The following is a 22,556-nucleotide window of genomic DNA, read 5'->3' as shown; positions in this document are numbered from 1 at the left end:
GAGGATGCTATGAATCTAAAAAAGATTATACCCATAGTGATTGTAATTGGAATAATACTTATATTTAGTTTTTCTAAAGGAGGAAATATATCTATAAATATTGTTCAAGGAGAAAATCAGCAGGTGGTAGAAAAGGATTTTATATACAATCATAGTGATGCCATAAGTTTCCCTGCTGTAGTAAGAAGTAGCGGTAACAAACCTGTTGAAACGGAATATAAAGGAATTGAAATGTCAAAGCTATTATCTTCATTAGATTTTGATATATCAAAGGTTGAAAAAATAACTTTTAATGCATCAGATGGATATAGGATTATCTTAGGTATAGAAGAGATAAAAGAGCCAAACAATATTTATTTAACCTTTGAAAGAGATGGAAAGCCGATGAAATCTAAGAGTCAAGGAGGCAATGGGCCATTCCAATTAGTGATAAGACAAGACCCATTTAGTCAACGTTGGATTAAGCATGTGGAGGAGATTATTTTGGAGTAGTATTTATATAGGATGAAGATATTTAAATTTTGGAGGAAATACTATGCTTAAAAGACTAGTCAATAAATTCTCTGTATTTGAAATAATTGTTATCGCCCTTATGGCAACATTAGGTATAGCAACTAAACCCGTTATAGTACCTCTTGCACATATTATAACTGGACCTCTTTATATTCCTGGTGGTGCCATTGCAGGTGGTTTATATATGATGTGGATAGTTTTAGGAATGGGTTTAATAAGAAAAATTGGAGTTGCTACATTAATATCCATAGTACAAGCTATTATGGTAGTGAGTCTAGGAATCTACGGTACCCACGGGATTATAAGTTTTCTCACTTATATAATTCCTGGATTAATAGTGGATTCATATATGTTAATGGTTAAATCTAAAATATTTCAAAAAGGTGATTTTTTTATTGCTGGAATATTAGCCAATGTAAGTGGAACTTTTTTGGTCAATGTAATCTTTTTTAGGCTACCCTTAATTCCTTTAGTGTTGACTTTGGCTACAGCTTCTTTATCAGGAGGAATAGGCGGATTAATAGCATATGGAAGTTATAAACAGCTGAGAAAGAATCAAGTATTGGAAAATCTGATCAATGGGAGAGAATATAATGAATAAAAGAAACTTTATTTTGTTTTTTGTGTTGAGTGTAATAATACTATCCATAACTTCATGTGCTAAATTTATGTCTAAGGATAATGAATTACCTCTTCCAGATAGAAAGGATATTGGAATGAATATTATAGACAGTGAAAAGAATATAAAATTTATCTCAATAGATAATCAAGATGAAGTATTTAAATTAGAAGGTATTGTAGAAGAAAAATATGAAGAAGCTTTAATCATGGGAGGATTAGGCGAGTTAGAATATATTGAAGAAGATGGTTATTTCCAAGTCAAGGATAATTATATAAATTACGTAGATGAAGGTGGTAATACCATAATAAAAGATGTAAAAGGAGTTATGATTAATCCTCCTAAGGCCAGTATAAAAGATGCCTATTATCATATGTCCCATTATTTAATAGAGGAAGATGTATTATTTATTTTATTAGATGGATTTGGCTATCATCAATATAAATATGCTGTAGAAAATGGATACCTACCTTTTCTAGGAATGCAACCAGAAACAACTAAAGCATTGTCTGTATATAAACCCGTTACAAATGCAGGGTTGGCTGCAATAATTACAGGTAAAAATCCTATAGAAAGTGGGATTTATTCAAGGAAACAAAGGGAGTTGAAAGTCGATTCTATTTTTAAATTTGCCCAAGATTTGGAGAAGAAGACTATGTATATAGAAGGAAATATTGGAATATTACAGACAGAAATTGAGCCAGTATTAAATTTAGATAGAAATGAAGATGGATTTACAGATGATGAAGTATTTCAATCTACTATGGACGCCATAGAGAAAGATTATAATTTTATATTTACACATTTTCATGGAATAGATGATTGTGGACATACCTATGGTGATCTATCTATAGAAGCCATGGAATTTATTAAAAGAGTAGATGCTTATGTGGAAGATATAGTGTCTAATTGGAAAGGTAAAGTAATAATCACCGCTGACCATGGTATGCATTCTACAGAGAATGGTGGGGATCATGGGGAATTTAGACATGAAGATATGGTGGTTCCCTATATAATTATGGATGGAGGGAACCAGTTTGAACAATAGAACTATAGGAATCATTATCTTTATACTAATTATTATTATGGGGGTTTTTGCTTTTATGAATAGGGAAATGGTAAAGGACAATAGACAAGCCCATGAGAATGCGGAGATTATAGTAAAAGGAGAAGGTTTAGAAACTAGACTAAAATTTGAGGATATAATTAAGTTAGGGGAAGAAGAATTTGCTGCAGTTTTAGATACTAGTGATAGTAATCCAGAAGAACATAATTATACTGGAGTGCCTGTAAAAAATATAATCGAGGAAGCTAGGATTGGTATTGAAGATAAACAGCAGATTCTAGTAAGGGGAATAGATGGTTATACTGTAGCCTTTAGTATTGAAGAAGTAATTGATAAAGATAATATATATTTAGCATATCAATTTAATGGAAATTTTTTAAAAAGCAAAGAAGAAGGAGGAAGTGGTCCTTATCAAATAATCGTTAGAAAAGATCAGTTTAGTCAAAGATGGTGTAAATTTGTAGTGGAGTTGGAAGTAAAATGATGAATCCGATAGAGATAAAAGATTTATATTTTAAATATAAATCTAGCTCCCATTATGTATTAAAAGGAATAGATTTAACTGTATTTAAAGGAGAGGTGTTAGCATTAATAGGTTCGAGTGGCAGTGGAAAAAGTACATTATTAAGTATAATGAGTGGAATAATTCCTCATATTCGTAAAGGGGAAGTCTATGGTGACGTTAAATTGTGGGGAAAAAACATGGATCATTTAAAGATAGCAGATATTACAAAAAGGGTTGGAATAGTATTTCAAGATCCAGATACTCAACTTTTTTCACCTACTGTTGAAGATGAAATAGCTTTTGGTCCTGAAAACCTAATGGTAGAAAGAGAAGAGATAGGAAGACGAATAGAAAAGGTACTTAGAATTGTTCATATGGAAGATTATAGATATGAAAATCCTAATAAATTGTCTGGAGGGCAGAAGCAATTAATAGCCATTGCTGCCGTTTTAGCTATGGAACCAGATATTCTATTATTTGATGAAATTACAGCTCAGATAGATAATGATGGGAGGAAAAGAATAAAGAAGATAATTCAAAATTTAAAAGAAGAAGGAAAGACTATAGTTTTAGTGGAGCATAATTTTGATATTTTAGATATAGCAGATAGAGTATTAGAACTAAAGAATGGTTTGCTAAGGGGTTATAAGGTTGGTGAATAGATTGGGCTATATAGAGTTGGAAAATCTATATTTTGAATATAATAATGAAAAGCCAATAATAAATAATATTAACTTAAAAATTATAAAAGATGAAGTTACAGGTATTATAGGGGCAAATGGAAGTGGAAAGACCACTTTAGGAAAACTTATGATGGGGATTTTAAAGCCCAAAAATGGACAAGTATATATTGCTAATAGAAAGATATCTCAATTTAGCTTAGCTCAAATAGGATCTAGGATAGGTTATCTTTTCCAAAATCCTGAAAATCACTTTTTTACCAATACAGTAGAAGAAGAATTAGGATTTACATTAAAGTTTAAAGGTTTTAATGAAGTGAATATAGAAGAGAAAGTAGAAGGGCTATTAAAATTGTTTCAAATAGAAGATTTAAGGAAACAATCCCCACTACTTCTAAGCCAAGGAGAAAAGCAACGGCTAGCTATAGCTACAATATTGATTAATGATCCAGAATATTTAATATTAGATGAACCGACTACTGGACTTGATTTTGAGAGGAAAAATATATTGATGGAAGTGTTAAAAGAACTTATGAAAAAAGGTGTAGGCATGACTATCATTAGCCATGATAATTTCTTTGTAGATGAAATTTCCCACCGAGTGATAAAGATTCATAGAGGTGAAATAACCTATGACCAAAGAACTTGAATTTGATCCAAGGACAAAATTGATTATTGTAATGTGTATCTCAACTTTAGGAATAATAATTAAAGATAGCCTTTCTCTTTTTTTAATTTTAATTTTAACTATTTTAATTGCTAAGCTTTTTAAGATAAATTTGAAAAGAAGCTTTAAAAAAACTAAAAGGCTTCTCTATGTAGTAATTCTAATTGCAATAATTCAAAGTATATTTTCTACTGAAGGAAGAATTCTTCTTTCTGCTGGAAACTTTATAATTCTGAATACTACTGGCTTGGCAAAGAGTATGCAATTTATATTGCGAATGATGATAATAATATTTTCTGTGACAATTATTGCTACTTCAAATTCAAGGGAAATAGTTCAAGGATTTGTCCAATGGGGATTACCATATGATATAGCTTTTATGGTAGCCCTTGGGATTCGGTTTTTGCCTCTATTAACTGAGGAGATTAAAGATTCTTTAATTGCTATCCAACTCAGGGGAATTGAAATCAATAATATACCAATAAGGAAGAGGATTAGTCTGTATTCATACATATTTACTCCCATATTAGTAGGAACTATATTAAAAGCTGAAAAGCTTTCTATAGCTATTGAGATGAGAGGCTTTAGAGCTTATGATAATCGTACAAGCTATTTGGTTTTGAAAATGTCTAAAATAGACTATTTGATAATTTCTATAAGTGTTTTTTTTACTGTTTTTTCTATTGTTTTTTATAATTTTAGATAATTGGAGGGAAATAGATGAAGGTTTTTTCCGTAGTGGGAATTACAGAATCAGGCAAGACTACCACCATAGAAAATATAATAAAGGAATTGAAAAAAAGAGGGTATTCTGTAGGGTCAGTTAAAGAAATACATTTTGAACAATTTGCCATAGATACTGAAGGGTCAAATACATATAGACATAAAGAAGCTGGGTCCCAATTGGTAACAGCTAGAGGGTATTATGAAACGGATATACTTTTCCAAGAAAAATTAAGTATAGAAAAGATATTGAAATTTTATGACCATGATTTTGTTGTATTAGAAGGGGTTATAGATGCCAATGTACCAAAGATAATAACTGCCCATAATGAAAAGGAAGTACTTGAAAGATTAGATGATATGGTATTTGCCATATCGGGAAAGCTATCTAACACATTAGAGGAGTTTGAAACATTACCAGTAATTAATACTATGAATAATGTAGAAAGGTTAGTTGATTTAATTGAGGAAAAAGTTTATGATAAATTACCAGACTTTCCAGAAGAATGTTGTGACAAATGTGGCTATAATTGTAGACAATTAGGTGCTATGATTTTGAAAGGTCAGGCTAAAAGGGAAGATTGTATATTGAAGAATTCAAAAGCAAAACTTCAAATAGATGGAAAAGATATAGATATGGTTCCTTTTGTTCAAAACATATTAACTAACGCTATATTAGGAGTAGCTAAGGAATTAGAAGGATATGAAAAAGGAAAGGAAATCACGGTTAGAATATTGTAGAGAAATATTCCTGATGTCACAGTTAAGGCATTATAAAATTATATTAAAAAAGTATACTATCAAAAAATATCTTGTCAGCATAAGAATTATAATAGATTTAATTTTGCCAGTTTTGAGAATAAAATTAATAAGATATGATATAATGCTAGTATAAATATGGTAAATGTTAGATAATATAAATTATAAAAAATTAAGAATTTGGTAAGGAGGTAAATTTGTTATGACAAAAATTATAATGGATAGTACATCAGATTTACCAGATGGCATAATTGAAAAGTATAGTATAGATATTTTACCCCTTAGAGTGTTTATAAAAGATAAGGAATATTTGGACAAGGTTACTATTTCTGTGGAAGATGTCTATGATGCAATGAGAAAAGGCATATGCCCTATGACTTCATTACCAAATCCTAAAAAAACCTATGAAGCATTTAAAAAATATGCTTCTAATGGAATAGACTTTATTTTTTACTCTTTTTCCTCTAAATTATCTAGTACATACGAAACCTGTTACCTTATTATAGAAAAGCTTAAAAAAGAATTTCCAAATGTTAAAATGGATATTGTAGATACAAAGGCTGGATCCTTTGCATCTGGATTGGTAGCTTTACAAGGCGCCATGTTAGCAAAATTAGGCAATAAATTTGAAGATATAGTCAAAGCATCCAAAGAAAATATACAATACATAGAACATATTTTTACTATCGATGATTTAAGTTGGCTTTTAAAGGGCGGCAGGATTAGTAAAAGTGAAGCAATAATAGGAAATGCTTTAAATATCAAACCTATTTTAGATGTTCAGGATGGGAAAATGGTAGTTATTAAAAAAATTAGGGGAAGGAAAAGAGCGTTAAATACAGTGGTAGATCTTGTCCAGCAAAGAATTAAAGAATTCCCAAATCAAATCATTGGTATAACCCATGCTGATGATTTAAAAACTGCTTTAGAAATAAAGGACATGATAATCGAAAGGATCGGAAATAATAATAATATTTTAATAGAAAAAATAGGCAGCGTACTTGGCTCTCATTTAGGTATTGGCGGGGTTGGGGTATTCTTTTTTAACAAAAAACCAGATTCCTACGTAAATAGTATACAAATATAATATTTGGGATAACTGATTTTTTTGTATAGACCATAAAGACCAATTAAGTATATTTTATATAGTTTCGAGGAGAGGTAAAATGAAAAATAATAAGATTATAATTCAAGGGAAAAATATATCTTTAAAGCTTATTGAAGATAGCGATATTCAAGACTACTATAAAAGTGGTTTTGAATCTATTGATGAAGAAGTACAATGGTATACTGGTACAAAACATGCTGCTACAAAGGAAGAGATAGAATCATATGTTCATAAAATTGTTGAAGATGATTCTAGGTATGATTTTTTGATTATCAATTCAGAAGGTCAAATTATTGGTGAATCAGTTATTAACGAAATAGATGAAAATGCTAGATGTGCAAATTTTCGAATTGCTCTATTTAAGAGCCAATGTTGCGGACAGGGAATTGGCAGTGAAGCTATCCAGCTTACTTTACAATTTGGATTCGAAAAGTTGAAATTACATAGAATTGAGTTGGAGGTATTTTCGTTTAATACACGGGCATATGCAGCATATAGCAATGCAGGATTTGTTGAGGAAGGTAGAAGACGAGAGGCAGAATTTATAGATGGCAGATATTGGGACGTAATTATTATGGGAATTCTTCATCATGAATATAAGGAAAAGGTATTAGTTTAATAATAATGTAAAGATGATACCTTTTTTTCAACCTCTAATTGAAAAAATGAATTCTCAATTAATAGTCTATTGATATAGTATAGATTATCAAACTATAATCAAATAAAGGAAATAAAGTATAAAATTCAGATACAGGGGTTGATTTAGATTATTGAAACAATAATTTTGATATTATTAACAAATGGAATATAGTTTAAAGTTGGAGGGGTTAATATGGATACAAGGGAAGTTTTAAGTAGAAATATTTCTAGGTATCGCAAGGAAGAGGGCTATGCCAGGAGGAATTGGTAAGAAGATAGTAACAAAAGTTAATGTTTTTGTGGAAAAGCCTTTTATTGATCCGCCACCAGAGAACGAACCTAATGCTTTTAATTGGATTTCAGGTGAATTATTTAACTATTATCATGATTGGGAGATTATAAAATTTGAAGAGATAATTCGATTTGCCTTTGAGGATAACTATGTGTTTCGCATATCGACTGGGTGTATTAAAGATAACCTAGGATCTAAGAAAGTAATGCAAAAATGCGGTATGATTAAAGAAGCGGAACTCAAAATGATTGAATGGTATGATGGGAGAATGAAAGATAGAGTATTATATAGACTATTAAAAAATGAATGGGTGGTTAATGGCGCTAAAAAAAGTATACAGAATAGCTTTATAAAGAGTTCTTTTCCATCTTCATGCACATAATAATCCTAGAAGAATAAATTATATTATATAATCATTTATAGGAGGTTTTCATATGGGGAAGATTCGAAGAATGTTTCCGGGAGGGAATACTGCTAATGGGTTTTATTCTTTCCATGATAATATAATGGGTCCAGATAGGAATAAACTATATGTGCTGAAAGGGATGCCTGGTGGAGGAAAGTCTTCTTTAATGAAATATATTGCTGAGAGGGTTTTAAAAAAAGGATTTAGTGTAGAGTATCACCATTGTCCATCAGATCCACAATCAATAGATGGAATAGTCATTGAAGAATTAAATATTGGAATAGTAGATGGAACTGCCCCGCATATAATAGATCCAGTATATCCTGGATTGACTGATAGATTAATAGATTTAGGTCAATTTATAGATGAGGAAAAGCTATTAAACTCTAAAGACAGGATAATAAAGGCTAAATTGAACAATAAAAAAGCCTATGGAAAAGCTTTTGCCTATTTTAAAGCAGCAAAAATTGTATTTGGGATAATAGAAGAAAACAATAAAATAGGGGTAGATTTTAATGGAGTAAATAAGGAAACTAGTCAGCTGACAGATGAAATCTTCGCAAAAAAAGGAGAGAAGAGGGACTCACCCTTTAAAGAAAGGCACCTTTTTTCCAATGCTAATACACCTGAGGGGTTTGCAGACTATACAGAATTTATTTTAGAGGGAATTGAAACCGTCTACTACTTAGAAGGAGAAATAGGCACAGGAAAGTCTACATTATTAAATAGACTTATAGAAGAAAGTAAAATTAGAGGCTACCATTTAGAAATATACCATAATTCTACTATACCAGAAAAAATAGAAACTTTAATAATTAAAGACATAGATACATGTATTACTTCAAATAAATATGGAGTAAAATATGCAGATAAAAAAATAGATTTAAATAAATATTTCGATGATAAGATAAAGAATAGCGATGATTATAAAACTTATGAATTACTAATTAAAAAAGCTATAGCTAGCTTAGTTAATGCTAGTGAAAATCATCAAATATTGGAAAAGACATATAAACCTGTAGTAGACTATGGTGGAGTAAATAGGATTAGGGAAGAACTATTGAAAGAAATATTAGACCATGTAGATTATAACTAAAGACTGTGAAATGGTTTGTTTTAAAAAGGGATCTCATAAGTATGAGATCCCTTTTTAAAGATTTTCTATAACTCTATCATAAAAAGCTTTTAATGTTTTATCTAGCATATCTATTGGGCAACCGCCTTGTATGGTTTGGGGACTACCTCCTCCTCTAATTTCCATGTCCTGGGAAATTTCTTCAAATATTTCTTTCATATTTATCTGTAAATTTTGGCTTCGACTTAAGATGAATTGTCCAGTGTCCTTACCCTCTACACCAAAAAGAACAATGGTATTTTCGATTAAATTTACATATGGAAGTAAACTTTGTAATTCTTTAAACTCCATATCTATAGATTTATTAAAAATTAAATTAATACCATTTATCGTCTCTGACTTCCTTATTAAATCAGCTGCAATATATTTATTTAGCTTTTCTTTTAATAGTCTATTTTCCTTTTCTAAATTTTCTTTTGCAGTGTATAATTTCTCTACCCTATTATAAGCATCCTTGTCTTTTGAAGATAAAAGATTGCTGATATCTTTGATAGATTTGCTTTTCCAAGTATAATCTTTTAATGCCCTATTACCACAGACGAATTCAACTCGAATATTACCTTTATAAGACTCTACTTTTCTTATCTTAATCATTCCAATCTCTCCTGTGTTCCTTAAATGAGTACCACAGCAAGGAGAGAAATCAATCCCATCTATTTCGACAATACGGATATTAGAATTAACTATAGGATCCTTTCTTACAGGTAATTTATCCATGTCTTCCCTTTCAACTATATAGGACTTAATTGAAAAATTGGAAAAGATTATCTTGTTAGCAAATTCTTCTATTTTTTCGATTTCTTCTTCGGTGATCTTAGGAATATCGATATCTATATAAACGTATTCTTTTCCAATGTAAAAGCCTATGGTTTCACCATTAAATAGTTTATAAAAAACTGATGACAAAAGATGCTGTCCAGAATGTTGCTGCATATAATCAAATCTATTATTCCAATCTATGAATAGCTGTACTCTATCACTATGGATATTTTCTTTAACCACATGTACAATGTCTATTCCATCTTCATAGGTATCGAGTACCTCTACTCCATTGATAGTTCCTTTATCTCCAGGTTGTCCACCTGCAAGATTTGGATAAAAAATAGTTTTATTTGTTTTAATATAATATTTATTATTCATATATTTCTTTTCTGTAATCCTAGCTTCAATTTGACGTAAATATGGATTTTCTAAATATATTTTTTCTGTCATCTCTATACCACCTTTTTCTATAAGTATTATAATTATAATATCATTTTTTAACCAAAACTAACAACATTAATTGTATTTCCTATGCTATAATCTAAATTAGTAAATTAGATGATTTTAAATTTAAAAAGGAGTGTAGACATGAACACACAAAATATGGGTAGTATGTTTGTGTTATTAGGGATGATTTTAGTAATATGGTCTTTAAATCGAATTAATAGGAATAAAAAGGATTGATACTATGAGAAGGCCTTTTGTTTTTCTTACCATTCCTATGATATTAGGGATAATATTCTACTATTATATTTACACAAACATCTACTTAATTCTAGTTTTATTTTTATTGTCTTTAATTGTCAATTTAATTGGATTTAAATTTAGTCGGAAAATCATATCGTCTATTTTTATTTCTATATTTCTATTAGGCATATTGATAGCAGGTTTTAAAATGGAGAGTAGTTATTTAATAAAATATATAGATAGACCAGTAGAGTTAAAGGGAAATATAAAGGAAGTAAAATCGGTTTCTCAGGAAGAAGGTAGATATGTAATCCAAGTTGATAATATATTTGATGATGGAAGGAATACAAAAGTCTCAGAAAAGGCATTGTTAAAGGTACTAGGAAACAATAGATTAGAGCTTGGAGATAAAGTAAGATTCATGGGAGTATTGAAAGAGCCTTTACCTAATACTAATCCAAAATTGTTTAATTATAAATTAAGCTTGCTAGCGGATAATATACATACTACAATAACCATAAAGGATTATTCAATACTAGATATAGATAAGAAGAATTCAAATCCTCTATCGAGACTTAAGAAAGGATTTGTTAGTAGGGTAGAGGGGGGATTGGATCTTTATTTGACAGAAGAAAATGGTTCTTTAATGAAATCCATACTATTAGGGAAATACTCCTATTTAGATGAAGAAAGTAGTCAGAAATTTAGAGATTTAGGACTAGCTCATATATTAGCGGTATCTGGATTACATATTGGAATTATAACTAGTCTTTTCATTACATTATTTGCATATTTGGGAATGAATAGAAAACTAAATATAATATTGACTATTGGAGTCATATGGATATATGGATATATAATTGGAAATCCTGTGTCTGTTCTCAGGGCTAATATAATGTTTAGCATATTATTGATTTCACAACTAGGAGCAGAACCCTATGACTCAATAAATACCATGTTTTTTTCATTGTTTATATTGATTATTATTAATCCTTTTTGGATATTTAATCTGAGTTTTCAATTGTCTTTTATTGCTACTTTTTCTATTCTTTATTTTGTTGATAAGCTTAACTCAATATTATACTTAAATGACGGCAGCATTTTAAAATCTCTATCAGGAATGATATCGGTACAAATTGGTTTATTGCCAGTGTTAGCTTATTATTTTAATAGGATCCCTGTCATTAGTTTGGTGACAAATTTAGTAGCGGTGCCTATATTTACTATTTGTTTAATCCTTAGTATATTTTTAATATTTTTTTCTTTATTTAGTATTAGTATATCTAGTTCTATTGGCGTTATAATAAATTTTTTATTAAAAATACAGTTTAGCGGCCTAAGAATATTAGGTAATTTTCCTGTTCTAAATATTAGAGTACCTTCTCCATCATTAATAGGTATATTAATATATTATATAATGATTTTAATAGTCTTTAAAGTAATTGATATAAGCTATCTTAATAATAGAGTTAATAAATCCATAGTTTTTTATATTTTATTATTAATAATTTTCAACACATTGATTTATAATTTCCATACTAGTATAGATATTGATTTTATAGATGTAGGGCAAGGAGACAGTATATTATTAAAAACTAGAAATGGAAATTATTTAATAGATACTGGAGGGAATATCTTTGGTGACTTTGATATAGGTAAAAACATTCTTCTACCTTATTTGGAGAAAGAGGGGATATTTAAACTAAAGGGAGTTTTCATATCCCATTTTGATGCTGACCATTGTAAAAGCTTACCTTATTTAATTGATAATATTAAAATTGAAAATATATACTTTGGATATGAAAGGGAAGAAAATGAGTTATATAGACTGATCGGGAAGAAGGCATTAGAAAAAGGGATTCCGATTAGTGTTTTAAAGAAGGGAGACATACTTAAAATAGATAAAGATACTAATATATATGTAATTGGTCCCAGTGATAATATAGTAGATAATTTAAACAGTACAGACAATGATTTGTCTTTAGTATTATTATTGAATTATTTTGATATTAATATTTTATTTACAGGAGATATTGAAAGAATGGGGGAAGAAAATGTGAATAATAGTTTAAATCTAAATATTGACTTTTTAAAAGTGCCCCATCATGGTAGTAATACTTCTTCTGGAGAAGATTTTATAAATAGATTAAAACCTAGTATTGGTATTATTTCTGTTGGAAGAAATAATGGCTTTGGACATCCCCACAAGGAAGTTCTAAATAGATATAAGGCCCATAATATTGAAATATATAGAACTGATGAGTTAGGATTGATAAATCTTATATTAAATAAAGATGAATATAAAATAGTACCCTTTTTAAAAGATAGATGGAGTATACTAGATATAGTAAGCAATTATAGTTCTTATTTAATATATTTAATTATTTACTTTTATATATCCTATAAGATCATAATAAAATTTCTACTAATTGAGGAGGAGATGGCTAAAATTGAACTACAAGGAATTTATTAAGAAATCGAAAGACAATGAACTAAAGCCTGTATATCTTTTTCATGGTGAAGAAGAGTATCTAATCGATTATACCATGACTACTTTAAAGGAAATATATATAGATAGTTCATTTGAGGCTTTAAACTACATAGTGCTAGATGGAAAGGAAATAGATTTTGAGACTATATTAAACGCTTGTGAAACTTTACCTTTTATGACGGCGAAAAAAATCGTAGTTATTAAGGATTTTCCATTATTTAAAAGTAAAAAGGGAGAAGATGATATTTCAGATGAATGGCGCCTTCCACCTTCTAAAAATCCATTGATAAAATATGTGGAGGAATTAGAGGATTATCTTTGCCTCCTATTTGTGGAAAAAAACAATAATATTAAAAAATCCAATGCACTATATAAAGCTATAAATAAGGTAGGTGGAGTAGTTGAGTTTACAAAGTTAAAAGGTAAGGATTTAGATACTTGGATTGAAAATAGTTTTAAAAAATACAATAAGAAAATATCTAAATCAGATGTTAATTATTTTATCCAACAGTCTTCTTATTTTGATTCTAACCGCAGTAAAACCTTATATGATTTAGAAAATGAAATTATAAAAATTTCTGATTATCTATCTAATGGGGAAGAAGTTACTAGACAAATCATTGATCTATTAATGGCTAAGCCTTTAGAGATGAATGTATTTAACTTATTGAATAGCATAAGTCAAAAAGATGGAGAAAATGCTATAAGATTATTTAATGAAATGTATATGTCCAACGAGCCAGCCTTATTTATACTCCATATGATAGTTAGGCAATTGAGAAATATGTTGAATTATAAGGTATTAAGACTTAAGGGTTATTCTGAAGGGGATACCTATGGCAAGATGAGTCTATCCAGATATGAATATCAAAAAGTATCGAAACAGAGCAATAATTTTACAATACCTCAATTGGAAAGAGCTATGCTTTATTGCTTAGAAACGGACAAGACTATAAAATCTAGTTCTATAAAGGATAGACTAGCTTTAGAAATACTAATAACTAATCTATGTTTTAAAATTTGAGAAAACAAAAAACTTCGGGATTGCCGAAGTTTTATTTTATACAGCTTCGTTTATTTTTTTGTTTAATCTTTTAGTTAAAACGCTAACTCTCCTTGAAGCAGCATTTTTATGAAGAACGTTTTTATGGCTTGCTTTCTTTAATTTTTTATCTATAATTTTAAGTAATTCCTTAGCTTCATCAAGGTTTCCATTTTCTATAGCTAGATCAAATTTTTTAATATAGGTTTTAATTTCAGATTTTCTACTCTTATTTAAAGCGGTTCTTTTTTTAGTTGTTCGGATTCTCTTTTCTGCAGATTTAATATTTGCCAATAGTTTCACCTCCTCAATCTTAACAAGAGATATTTTACCACGAAGAAGTATAAAATGCAAGGATAATTAAGTTTATTATACATAAAATTGAGCTATTGAAGAAAAATAATACTAATTAGAGATAAGGGAGGAATTTGAAATGATAGAAATAAGGACAGATTTGGCAATAGAAAATAGAGAGCTATATCAGGAGCAAAATGAAGGAGAAGTACCTGGAGTAGAAATAGAGGAGGAAAAAGGGGAGGATTATACTGTAACGAGGGTAAAGATAATAGACGAAATGGGTTCACAAAATTTAGGGAAGCCAAAAGGAATTTATATAACTATTGATGTACCTAAACTGAAAAATGCAGACCAAGATTTAAAAGATGAAATAAGCAAGCTATTGGCAAAGGAAATAAAAGGGATTGGTATAGCTGACGAAGATACCAAAACTCTCATCGTAGGACTAGGAAATTGGAATGTAACCCCAGATGCTCTAGGACCCAAGGTGATAGATCGAGTTTTAGTAACTAGACAGTTTTTTATTGCTTATAATAAAGATAGAGACGAAACAGTGGCTAATGTGGCTGCTATTTCTCCTGGAGTAATGGGGTTAACGGGAATTGAAACAGGGGAAATAGTAAAGGGTATAGTAGAGAAGACAAATCCAGATTTAGTTATTGCTATAGATGCATTAGCTTCTAGAAGAATGGAGAGGGTGAGCACTACTATACAAATATCAGATACAGGGATAAATCCAGGTTCTGGTGTAGGTAATAAACGAATAGGATTAAATGAAGAGTATTTAGGGGTCCCAGTTATTGCTATTGGTGTTCCAACAGTCGTGGATGCTGCTACTATGGTAAATGATACTATGGATTTAATCATAGGCTCTATGAAAAGCGTAGCCGAAGTAGGGACTGAGTTTTATACTACCCTTGAACAGGTATCTAAGGATGAAAAGTATGAGCTAATAAGAGAGGTTTTAGAACCTTTTATGCCAAATGTAGTAGTAACGCCAAAAGAAATTGATTTAATTATCGATGATTTGTCAATAATCATAGGAAATGGATTAAATATGGCTCTACACCATGGTATAGATCTAGAAGATGTAAATAAATATATTCGATAGAAGAAAATACTCCTTAAACAAATATCATATATAGGTTCTTAAATGAATATAATCTATGTATTGAATACTTAATTTAAGGAGTGTTTTTATGAAGGGGAAGGACAGTAGAAATAACTACATTATTTTTGCATTGATATGCCTTATAGTATTCAACATAGGTACAATGTTGATTAATTGGAAGGGAGATAAAGCTAAGCCCGTTTTTAGTGAAGAAAAATCATATCTTAAAGATGGTAGTGCTTTTATTTCCCTTTTTAGTAGAACAAGCTCCATAATAAACCTATATAGAAATCAGGAATATCCAGATAATAGATGGGATGAAACCTTTTATAAAAATCTATCTGTAATAGATGAATTGAAGAATTTTGTCAAAGCACAATTTCCTTCTATATTATTTATTGGAAATGATTCTTCATCTGTCCATGATACTAAAATAGAAGATGGAGATATTGAAAATAATCCAAGGATAGTTGAAGATTTTATAATAATAGATAGGTTAGAAGAGTATGAAGATTTAATAATCATTAACGACTCTGAAGGGAAAGTACCGGCTTCAAATCTACCCAAACCTTTGAATATTAACTCATTAAAAATAGATAAAGAAAGACCCTATATACTTATATACCATACACATGGTACGGAGTCTTATTCTTCATTGGAGAATAATCAACACCATACAGCTGATAGAAAGTATAATGTAATTAGTATAGGGGAAATTATTTCTAAAACACTAGAAACAAATGGTCATAAAGTGGAGCATGTAACTAAGTATCATGATGTACCTTCATATAACAAATCCTATACTGAGTCTTTAAAGACGGTAAATGAAAAGTTAAAGGACAATAATAATTTAAAGATTTTATTGGATATCCATAGGGATGGACATGATCATAATGATCCTAAAATTATAAAAAATATGAAAAATTTGATAGAAAAATCTAAAATCCTAGTTGATGGAAAAGAAGCTGCTACTTTTTACTTCGTTATAGGACCAGATTCTCCTAATAAGGATGCAGTATTAAGCTTTGCAAAATATGTGAAAGCAGTTACTGATGTTTTATATCCAAATTTATGTACGGGAATCATGATAAAGCCTGTAGGCAAATATAATCAATTTCTCTCAGATTATTCAGCTTTAATCGAAGTGGGAAGTAATTTAAATACTATGGAGGAGGCTAAGGAAACGGCTAGGATATTAGGTGAGATATTAAGTATAGTAATAGATAAGATTCAAGAATAAACTTTTTTTTAATTATAAAAAATGCTATAATTAAAGTACGTTTCTAAGATGAGGAGGAATTAGGATGGAAGAAGACAACAACAAAATTGTAAAAAATGAAGCCATAGAATGGATTAAGAGTATATTATTAGCTATTGTTATAGCCATATTAATAAAGACTTTTATATTCAATACTACTTATGTATTAGGGAATTCTATGTATCCCACGCTACATGAAAAGGATAGACTTTTTGCAAACAAAATACCTTTATATTTTTCTGGGCCAAAAAGAGGGGAGATCGTAGTATTAAAAGCGCCAGATGCACAGAACAAAGATTATATAAAACGGGTAATCGGTCTTGAAGGAGATACAGTAGCTATAATTGATGGAAAAGTATATTTAAATGGAGAAATATTAGAAGAAGACTATATAGAAGAAGGTGCCTATACACATGTATATAATGAAAACTACTGGGAAGTTCCAGAAGGATATGTTTTCGTATTGGGAGATAATAGAGATGAAGGGGCTAGCAAGGATAGTAGATATTTTGGTTGCGTACCTATAGACTCTATTAAAGGAATAACAAACTTTAGATATTTTCCTTTTAATAATAGATTTGGAAAATTAGAGTAGTATAAAATAGCTCTCTTTAGACAAAATAATTAGGGTGGTATTTTTGGGGACTAGAGTAGACAAAAGGAAGAGATTAAGAAAACAGAAGAGAAAAAATTTTTGTAAATCAATTATAATCATTTTTACATTACTTATACTTTATTATGGAATAAAGGTAGTGAATACACATATTGTTTATTTAGATTATTTGAAGGATCCAATTATATTTAATGTAGATTTTAAAGAAAGAAAAATATATTTATTTGGTGAGAGCTATTTAATAGATTTAAAAATATTTAAAAAAAGTAACTAAAAAGACCAGAATATGCTGGTCTTTTGTTTTACTTCCGTCTATTTTTCTGTTATAATTATAGTTTGGAGTTATTGTAACATTATAAGGAGGAAAAGTATGCCGAATGTTAATCAAACCAATATAAGGAATTTCTCTATTATTGCTCATATTGATCATGGAAAATCCACCCTTGCAGATAGACTAATAGAAAAAACTGGATTGTTAACATCTAGGGAGATGCAAGATCAAATCCTAGATAGTATGGAATTAGAAAGAGAAAGAGGAATAACTATCAAATTAAAGAACATAAGACTTAATTATAAGGCCAAGGATGGAGAGGAGTATGTTTTAAATTTAATCGATACACCAGGCCATGTAGACTTTAACTATGAGGTATCTAGATCCTTAGCAGCTTGTGAAGGAGCATTATTGATAATAGATTCAACTCAAGGAATAGAGGCTCAAACTTTAGCCAATGTATATTTAGCTTTAGAACAAGATTTAGAGATTATTCCTATTATCAATAAGATAGACCTACCTAGTGCTAGACCGGATGAGGTAAAAAAGGAAATCGAAGATGTACTTGGTATAGATGCAGAGAGTGCCCCTTTAATATCAGCTAAGGAAGGATTAAACATTGAAGCTGTTTTGGAAGAAGTAGTAAATAAAATTCCAGCTCCAAAGGGGGATAAAGATGCGCCTTTAAAAGCATTAATTTTTGATTCCTATTATGATAGCTACAAAGGTGTAGTAGCTTATATAAGAGTTTTTGAAGGGATACTTAAACCAGGTATGGAAATAAGGATGATGTCATCTAATAAACATTTTGAAGTGACTGAGGTAGGAGTTACTACTTCTAAACAAGGGCCTGTAGATCAATTAAAAGCAGGAGATGTAGGTTATGTTGTAGCAAGTATTAAAAATGTAAAGGATGCAAGAGTAGGGGATACTATTACAGATCACAATAATCCAACTGCTAATCCTCTTCCAGGATATAAAAAAGTAGTCCCTATGGTATACTGTGGAATTTATCCTGCTGAAGGAGAGGATTTTAATTCTGTTAGAGATGCTCTTGAAAAACTTCAGGTAAATGATGCTAGTTTAATATTTGAACCAGAAACTTCTGCTGCTCTAGGTTTTGGATTTAGATGCGGGTTCTTAGGTCTACTTCATATGGAAATTGTTCAAGAAAGATTGGAAAGGGAATTCGATTTAAATATTGTAACTACTGCTCCTAGCGTAATATACAATGTTATGACTAAATCGGGAGAAATGTTATCTATACAAAATCCAACTAATTTACCTAAGGAAACTGAAATAGAATACATGGAAGAGCCCATAGTATCTGCTTCTATTATGACTCCTACAGAATATGTTGGCGCAGTAATGGAACTTTGTCAGAATAGACGGGGCACATTTTTAAATATGGAATATTTAGAAGAAACAAGAGTAGTAATGCATTATGATCTACCTTTAAATGAAGTAATATATGATTTTTTTGATGCTCTAAAATCTAGAACTAGAGGTTATGCTTCATTAGATTATGAGCTTAAAGGTTATGAAGAATCTGAATTAGTTAAATTGGATATATTAATTAATGGAGAGTTGGTAGACGCCTTTTCAATAATAGTCCATAAGGACAAGGCTTATGAAAGGGGTAGAAATATTGCTGAAAGGTTGAAAGATGAAATACCTCGTCATCAATTTGCTGTACCTATACAAGCTGTAATCGGTTCTAAGATAATCGCTAGAGAGACTGTACGGGCTCTTAGAAAAGATGTACTGGCTAAATGTTATGGTGGAGATATTACTAGGAAGAAAAAATTATTAGAGAAACAAAAAGAAGGGAAGAAAAGAATGAGACAGATTGGTTCTGTAGAAGTTCCTCAATCTGCATTTTTAGCAGTACTAAAATATGACGAAAAATAAGAATGCACACTAAAGTGTGCATTATATTTATCCACTTTTAGAAGGGAAGGTTTGAATTGAAGGAGTTAGGAATATATATTCACATTCCATTTTGTAGTAGCAAATGCTATTATTGTGATTTCGTATCTTTTCCTCATCAAGATGATAAAATAGATAGATATATAGACTATTTAATCACGGAAATAAAAGAATATAGAGAATTATTAAAAGAGTATAATGTCAAAACAATATTTATAGGTGGGGGTACTCCTTCCTATTTGGAAGGAAAGCATATTGGGAGAATATTAGAATATATTTATAAAAATCTTAATGTTGATACATTAGAAGAAGTAACAATTGAATCTAATCCTGAGACTTTAAATAGGGAAAAACTAAAATTATATAAAGAATACGGAATTAATAGAATAAGCATAGGTGTTCAAAGTTTAAATGATTATCTTCTAAAAGCAATTGGAAGAACCCATACTTCAATGGATTTTTATAGGAATTTCGAACTGACAAGAAATTTGGATTTCAAAAATATAAATGTGGACTTAATGTTTGGATTACCTAATCAAACTATAAAAGATTGTGAAGAAACATTGGAGAAAGTGGTAAAGTTAGGTGTAGAACATATTTCTTATTATAGTTTAATATTAGAAGAAAAAACTTTAATGGATAAATGGTATATAGAAGGAAAAATAAAACTGCCTGGAGAGGACATAGAAAGGGAAATGTATCATTTCGGAATAAATTTTCTTAAAAATCAAGGCTATAAACATTATGAAATATCAAATTTTGCCAAGGCGGGAATGGAATGTAAACATAATCTATTTTATTGGCAATTAAAACCTTATGTGGGTTTTGGACTGGCTGCCCATTCTAATTTAAACCATAAAAGATTCTGGAATTTTAATAAATTTAAAGATTATTATAATAGATTAGGTGAAAAGAGGCTTCCTATTGTAGAAGAAGAAAATATTGATAGAGAAATGGAGGTAGCAGAATATTTAATTATGGGACTAAGGCTAATAGAAGGTATAAATAAAAATGCTTTCTTTAATAGATTTAAAATTAAAGCAGAGGATATATATGGAGATGTATTTGAGAAATATAAGGAACAGGGTTTATTATATATAGATGATGAATGTATTAGATTTACTCCTAGAGGATTAGATTTATCTAATATTGTATATGTAGATTTATTACCTTAATAATTTTAAAAAGGTATTGACAAGGAGCTAATGTTTATGATAATTTAAGATTAGCACTCAAGCATATAGAGTGCTAACAAACATCCAAAGCATAAATACTGAGGTGATAAATATGTTGGATGATAGAAAGATAAAAGTTCTATATGCTGTAATAGATAGTTATTTGTTAACAGCTGAACCTATTGGTTCTAGAACCATATCAAAACAATATGATTTAGGTGTAAGTTCTGCTACTATAAGGAATGAGATGTCAGATTTAGAGGATTTAGGGTATTTAAATAAGCCTCATACTTCATCTGGTAGAATTCCTTCGGATAAGGCCTATAGATTATATGTAGATCAGATGTTAAAGGCAAAGAAACTCAAAATAGATATGAATAAAAAAGAAGAGATAAAGAGGATATTGACTAGAGAATCTAAAGAAATAGACCAACTAATCCAAAATGCTGCTAAAATATTGTCAGCAATTACTAGTTATACTGCATTGGCTATATCACCTCAATTACAGAAAATTAAACTAAAACATATTCAACTAATACCTATCGATTATTCTGAAATATTGGTAGTGTTAGTTGGAGATTCGGGCATAGTTAAAAATACTATATTTAGGATTGAACAAGAAATACCGGAAGAGCAACTTAATAGAATATCCAATTTTCTTAACCATAAATTAAAAGGACTAACTATTGATGAAATAGGAAAAGCAATGGATTATGGAATATTTGAGGAAATATATGAATTTAAAGAGATTATAGATAATATTATACCTATTATTAACAAATCTTTAGAAGATGTAGAAGATGTTGAAGTATATGCGGATGGGGTTACAAAAATTTTCAATTTTCCTGAATATAAGGATTTAGATAAGGCCAAATCTTTTATATCCTTTATCGAAGATAAAGACCTATTAGTGGATATATTGTTGAACAATCCCATAGAAAATGGAATAGAAATTACTATAGGGGATGAAAATATATATGAACCAATAAAGGATTGTAGTTTAATTACTACCACCTATAAATTAGGTGATATGACAATTGGAAAAATTGGAGTTATTGGTCCTACAAGAATGGATTATTTCACTACAATAAATTCATTAAAACTTTTCTCTATGAATTTGACAGAGATACTGAATATGTTGTTTAGGAAAGGATAGAGTGTAATTTAAATTACACTCTATCAAAACTTAAAATGGGTAAAAGGGTGATTAAATGGAAAAAAAAGAAGAACTAGAAAGAGAAGAATTAGAAGAGGATATAGTGGAAACACAAGATATGGATGAGAAAGAGAAATTAGAAGAGGAATCCTCGGAAGATTCTCAAGAAGATAATCAAGTAGAAGAGTTAACCAACAGACTTCTAAGGCTTCAAGCAGATTTTATCAACTATAAAAATAGGGTTGAAAAGGATAAGGAAAGGATTTATACTTATGCAGCAGAGGATATTATGACCCAGTTATTACCTGTATTAGACAATTTTGATAGGGCCTTAGAAAGTGTTGAAAATAAAGATGGCTTCTACGAAGGTGTAAAAATGATATATGATCAGATATTAAAGGTACTTAATGAAAATGGTTTAAAGGAGATGGAGTGTTTAGGGGAAGCTTTTGACCCTAATTTTCATCATGCCGTTTTTGCAGAAGAATCTGAGGATGAGGAAGAAGGTACTATATTAGAAGTATTACAAAAAGGATATTTGTTAAAAGATAAAGTTATTAGACCTAGTATGGTTAAAGTAGCTAAGTAAATAATTTTAAGGAGGAATTTATATGGGAAAAATAATTGGTATCGATTTAGGAACCACTAACTC

The 22,556-nt window shown here is 29.7% G+C and carries 24 protein-coding genes; 22 read left to right on the top strand and 2 right to left on the bottom strand.

Going from position 1 to position 22,556, the window contains the following annotated elements:
- Positions 1–9: 9 nt before the first annotated feature.
- The 12 genes from C3E89_RS07770 (at position 10) to C3E89_RS07715 (ending at position 9,073) form a co-directional block, all read left to right on the top strand.
- Entirely contained in the window at positions 10–492 is a 483-nt protein-coding gene (locus C3E89_RS07770) for a hypothetical protein (protein WP_236911872.1), read from the top strand.
- A gap of 43 nt (positions 493–535) precedes the next feature.
- The gene (locus tag C3E89_RS07765) at positions 536–1,114 is read left to right on the top strand and encodes an ECF transporter S component (protein ID WP_236911871.1); all 579 of its coding nucleotides are present in this window, start codon (positions 536–538) and stop codon (positions 1,112–1,114) included.
- Positions 1,107–2,180: an alkaline phosphatase family protein gene (locus C3E89_RS07760; protein ID WP_236911870.1), complete on the top strand. Its 1,074-nt coding sequence runs from the start codon at positions 1,107–1,109 to the stop codon at positions 2,178–2,180. Before C3E89_RS07765 ends, C3E89_RS07760 begins: the two co-directional genes overlap by 8 nt.
- Complete coding sequence (locus C3E89_RS07755; RefSeq protein ID WP_236911869.1) at positions 2,170–2,682, top strand: molybdopterin-dependent oxidoreductase; 513 nt, start codon at positions 2,170–2,172, stop codon at positions 2,680–2,682. The genes C3E89_RS07760 and C3E89_RS07755 overlap by 11 nt, the downstream gene beginning before the upstream one ends.
- Positions 2,679–3,365 (top strand): energy-coupling factor ABC transporter ATP-binding protein, encoded by a 687-nt coding sequence (locus tag C3E89_RS07750; RefSeq protein ID WP_236911868.1) that lies wholly within the window; start codon positions 2,679–2,681, stop codon positions 3,363–3,365. Before C3E89_RS07755 ends, C3E89_RS07750 begins: the two co-directional genes overlap by 4 nt.
- On the top strand, positions 3,358–4,032 hold the full coding sequence (locus C3E89_RS07745; protein WP_236913451.1) for an energy-coupling factor ABC transporter ATP-binding protein: 675 nt from the start codon (positions 3,358–3,360) through the stop codon (positions 4,030–4,032). Before C3E89_RS07750 ends, C3E89_RS07745 begins: the two co-directional genes overlap by 8 nt.
- Entirely contained in the window at positions 4,016–4,756 is a 741-nt protein-coding gene (locus tag C3E89_RS07740) for an energy-coupling factor transporter transmembrane component T family protein (RefSeq protein WP_236911867.1), read from the top strand. Before C3E89_RS07745 ends, C3E89_RS07740 begins: the two co-directional genes overlap by 17 nt.
- Before the next feature lie 14 nt (positions 4,757–4,770).
- A complete protein-coding gene (mobB, locus tag C3E89_RS07735) occupies positions 4,771–5,514 on the top strand; it encodes a molybdopterin-guanine dinucleotide biosynthesis protein B (RefSeq protein ID WP_236911866.1) in 744 nt (247 codons plus the stop codon).
- Between the two features lie 220 nt (positions 5,515–5,734).
- Entirely contained in the window at positions 5,735–6,619 is an 885-nt protein-coding gene (locus C3E89_RS07730; protein ID WP_236911865.1) for a DegV family protein, read from the top strand.
- A gap of 79 nt (positions 6,620–6,698) precedes the next feature.
- On the top strand, positions 6,699–7,259 hold the full coding sequence (locus tag C3E89_RS07725) for a GNAT family N-acetyltransferase (protein WP_236911864.1): 561 nt from the start codon (positions 6,699–6,701) through the stop codon (positions 7,257–7,259).
- Between the two features lie 271 nt (positions 7,260–7,530).
- Positions 7,531–7,953, top strand: coding sequence for a GNAT family N-acetyltransferase (locus tag C3E89_RS07720; RefSeq protein ID WP_236911863.1), 423 nt, complete (start codon positions 7,531–7,533; stop codon positions 7,951–7,953).
- Positions 7,954–8,005: 52 nt separating this feature from the next.
- Positions 8,006–9,073, top strand: coding sequence for an ATPase (locus tag C3E89_RS07715; protein ID WP_236911862.1), 1,068 nt, complete (start codon positions 8,006–8,008; stop codon positions 9,071–9,073).
- Between the two features lie 54 nt (positions 9,074–9,127).
- On the opposite strand, the gene C3E89_RS07710 is transcribed toward C3E89_RS07715, so the two are convergent.
- Entirely contained in the window at positions 9,128–10,324 is a 1,197-nt protein-coding gene (locus C3E89_RS07710; protein ID WP_236911861.1) for an alanyl-tRNA editing protein, read from the bottom strand.
- Between the two features lie 238 nt (positions 10,325–10,562).
- Between C3E89_RS07710 and C3E89_RS07705 the strand changes: the two genes are divergently transcribed.
- Together C3E89_RS07705 and holA are read left to right on the top strand one after the other, a co-directional pair.
- Complete coding sequence (locus tag C3E89_RS07705; protein WP_336512938.1) at positions 10,563–13,034, top strand: DNA internalization-related competence protein ComEC/Rec2; 2,472 nt, start codon at positions 10,563–10,565, stop codon at positions 13,032–13,034.
- On the top strand, positions 13,012–14,076 hold the full coding sequence (holA, locus tag C3E89_RS07700; RefSeq protein ID WP_236911860.1) for a DNA polymerase III subunit delta: 1,065 nt from the start codon (positions 13,012–13,014) through the stop codon (positions 14,074–14,076). The genes C3E89_RS07705 and holA overlap by 23 nt, the downstream gene beginning before the upstream one ends.
- 36 nt (positions 14,077–14,112) lie before the next feature.
- Here the strand turns inward: holA and rpsT are convergent, their stop codons facing one another.
- Positions 14,113–14,388 carry a 30S ribosomal protein S20 gene (gene rpsT, locus C3E89_RS07695; protein WP_236911859.1) on the bottom strand — a complete coding sequence of 92 codons (276 nt, stop codon included), beginning with the start codon at positions 14,386–14,388 and terminating at the stop codon, positions 14,113–14,115.
- A gap of 139 nt (positions 14,389–14,527) precedes the next feature.
- Here rpsT and gpr point away from each other — a divergent pair, with 139 nt between their 5' ends.
- The 8 genes from gpr (at position 14,528) to grpE (ending at position 22,493) form a co-directional block, all read left to right on the top strand.
- The gene (gene gpr, locus C3E89_RS07690) at positions 14,528–15,502 is read left to right on the top strand and encodes a GPR endopeptidase (protein ID WP_236911858.1); all 975 of its coding nucleotides are present in this window, start codon (positions 14,528–14,530) and stop codon (positions 15,500–15,502) included.
- 88 nt (positions 15,503–15,590) lie between these two features.
- Positions 15,591–16,742, top strand: a complete 1,152-nt coding sequence (spoIIP, locus tag C3E89_RS07685) for a stage II sporulation protein P (RefSeq protein WP_236911857.1) — start codon at positions 15,591–15,593, stop codon at positions 16,740–16,742.
- A gap of 64 nt (positions 16,743–16,806) precedes the next feature.
- Positions 16,807–17,355 (top strand): signal peptidase I, encoded by a 549-nt coding sequence (lepB, locus tag C3E89_RS07680; RefSeq protein ID WP_236911856.1) that lies wholly within the window; start codon positions 16,807–16,809, stop codon positions 17,353–17,355.
- Between the two features lie 43 nt (positions 17,356–17,398).
- A complete protein-coding gene (locus tag C3E89_RS07675) occupies positions 17,399–17,647 on the top strand; it encodes a hypothetical protein (protein WP_236911855.1) in 249 nt (82 codons plus the stop codon).
- A 96-nt stretch (positions 17,648–17,743) separates the two neighbouring features.
- Positions 17,744–19,555: a translation elongation factor 4 gene (gene lepA, locus C3E89_RS07670; RefSeq protein ID WP_236911854.1), complete on the top strand. Its 1,812-nt coding sequence runs from the start codon at positions 17,744–17,746 to the stop codon at positions 19,553–19,555.
- 56 nt (positions 19,556–19,611) lie between these two features.
- Positions 19,612–20,748: a radical SAM family heme chaperone HemW gene (gene hemW, locus C3E89_RS07665; RefSeq protein WP_236911853.1), complete on the top strand. Its 1,137-nt coding sequence runs from the start codon at positions 19,612–19,614 to the stop codon at positions 20,746–20,748.
- 112 nt (positions 20,749–20,860) lie between these two features.
- A complete protein-coding gene (gene hrcA, locus C3E89_RS07660; RefSeq protein WP_236911852.1) occupies positions 20,861–21,904 on the top strand; it encodes a heat-inducible transcriptional repressor HrcA in 1,044 nt (347 codons plus the stop codon).
- 55 nt (positions 21,905–21,959) lie between these two features.
- A complete protein-coding gene (gene grpE / locus C3E89_RS07655; protein WP_236911851.1) occupies positions 21,960–22,493 on the top strand; it encodes a nucleotide exchange factor GrpE in 534 nt (177 codons plus the stop codon).
- Positions 22,494–22,556: the final 63 nt, after the last annotated feature.

This window comes from Clostridium sp. Cult1, from assembly GCF_021655095.1.
GTDB lineage: Bacteria > Bacillota > Clostridia > Tissierellales > Tepidimicrobiaceae > Schnuerera.
Note: the sequence above shows the minus strand (reverse complement) of the source record. Positions and strands in the feature narration are given on the sequence as shown.

What these genes read in the sequence shown, in the direction of transcription:
- C3E89_RS07770 (WP_236911872.1), top strand. Translation starts at nt 10, where the DNA reads ATGAATCTAAAAAAGATTATACCCATAGTGATTGTAATTGGAATAATA.
- C3E89_RS07765 (WP_236911871.1), top strand. Translation starts at nt 536, where the DNA reads ATGCTTAAAAGACTAGTCAATAAATTCTCTGTATTTGAAATAATTGTT.
- C3E89_RS07760 (WP_236911870.1), top strand. Translation starts at nt 1,107, where the DNA reads ATGAATAAAAGAAACTTTATTTTGTTTTTTGTGTTGAGTGTAATAATA.
- C3E89_RS07750 (WP_236911868.1), top strand. Translation starts at nt 2,679, where the DNA reads ATGATGAATCCGATAGAGATAAAAGATTTATATTTTAAATATAAATCT.
- C3E89_RS07740 (WP_236911867.1), top strand. Translation starts at nt 4,016, where the DNA reads ATGACCAAAGAACTTGAATTTGATCCAAGGACAAAATTGATTATTGTA.
- mobB (WP_236911866.1), top strand. Translation starts at nt 4,771, where the DNA reads ATGAAGGTTTTTTCCGTAGTGGGAATTACAGAATCAGGCAAGACTACC.
- C3E89_RS07730 (WP_236911865.1), top strand. Translation starts at nt 5,735, where the DNA reads ATGACAAAAATTATAATGGATAGTACATCAGATTTACCAGATGGCATA.
- C3E89_RS07725 (WP_236911864.1), top strand. Translation starts at nt 6,699, where the DNA reads ATGAAAAATAATAAGATTATAATTCAAGGGAAAAATATATCTTTAAAG.
- C3E89_RS07720 (WP_236911863.1), top strand. Translation starts at nt 7,531, where the DNA reads ATGCCAGGAGGAATTGGTAAGAAGATAGTAACAAAAGTTAATGTTTTT.
- C3E89_RS07715 (WP_236911862.1), top strand. Translation starts at nt 8,006, where the DNA reads ATGGGGAAGATTCGAAGAATGTTTCCGGGAGGGAATACTGCTAATGGG.
- C3E89_RS07710 (WP_236911861.1), bottom strand. Translation starts at nt 10,324, where the DNA reads ATGACAGAAAAAATATATTTAGAAAATCCATATTTACGTCAAATTGAA.
- C3E89_RS07705 (WP_336512938.1), top strand. Translation starts at nt 10,563, where the DNA reads ATGAGAAGGCCTTTTGTTTTTCTTACCATTCCTATGATATTAGGGATA.
- gpr (WP_236911858.1), top strand. Translation starts at nt 14,528, where the DNA reads ATGATAGAAATAAGGACAGATTTGGCAATAGAAAATAGAGAGCTATAT.
- spoIIP (WP_236911857.1), top strand. Translation starts at nt 15,591, where the DNA reads ATGAAGGGGAAGGACAGTAGAAATAACTACATTATTTTTGCATTGATA.
- lepB (WP_236911856.1), top strand. Translation starts at nt 16,807, where the DNA reads ATGGAAGAAGACAACAACAAAATTGTAAAAAATGAAGCCATAGAATGG.
- lepA (WP_236911854.1), top strand. Translation starts at nt 17,744, where the DNA reads ATGCCGAATGTTAATCAAACCAATATAAGGAATTTCTCTATTATTGCT.
- hrcA (WP_236911852.1), top strand. Translation starts at nt 20,861, where the DNA reads ATGTTGGATGATAGAAAGATAAAAGTTCTATATGCTGTAATAGATAGT.
- grpE (WP_236911851.1), top strand. Translation starts at nt 21,960, where the DNA reads ATGGAAAAAAAAGAAGAACTAGAAAGAGAAGAATTAGAAGAGGATATA.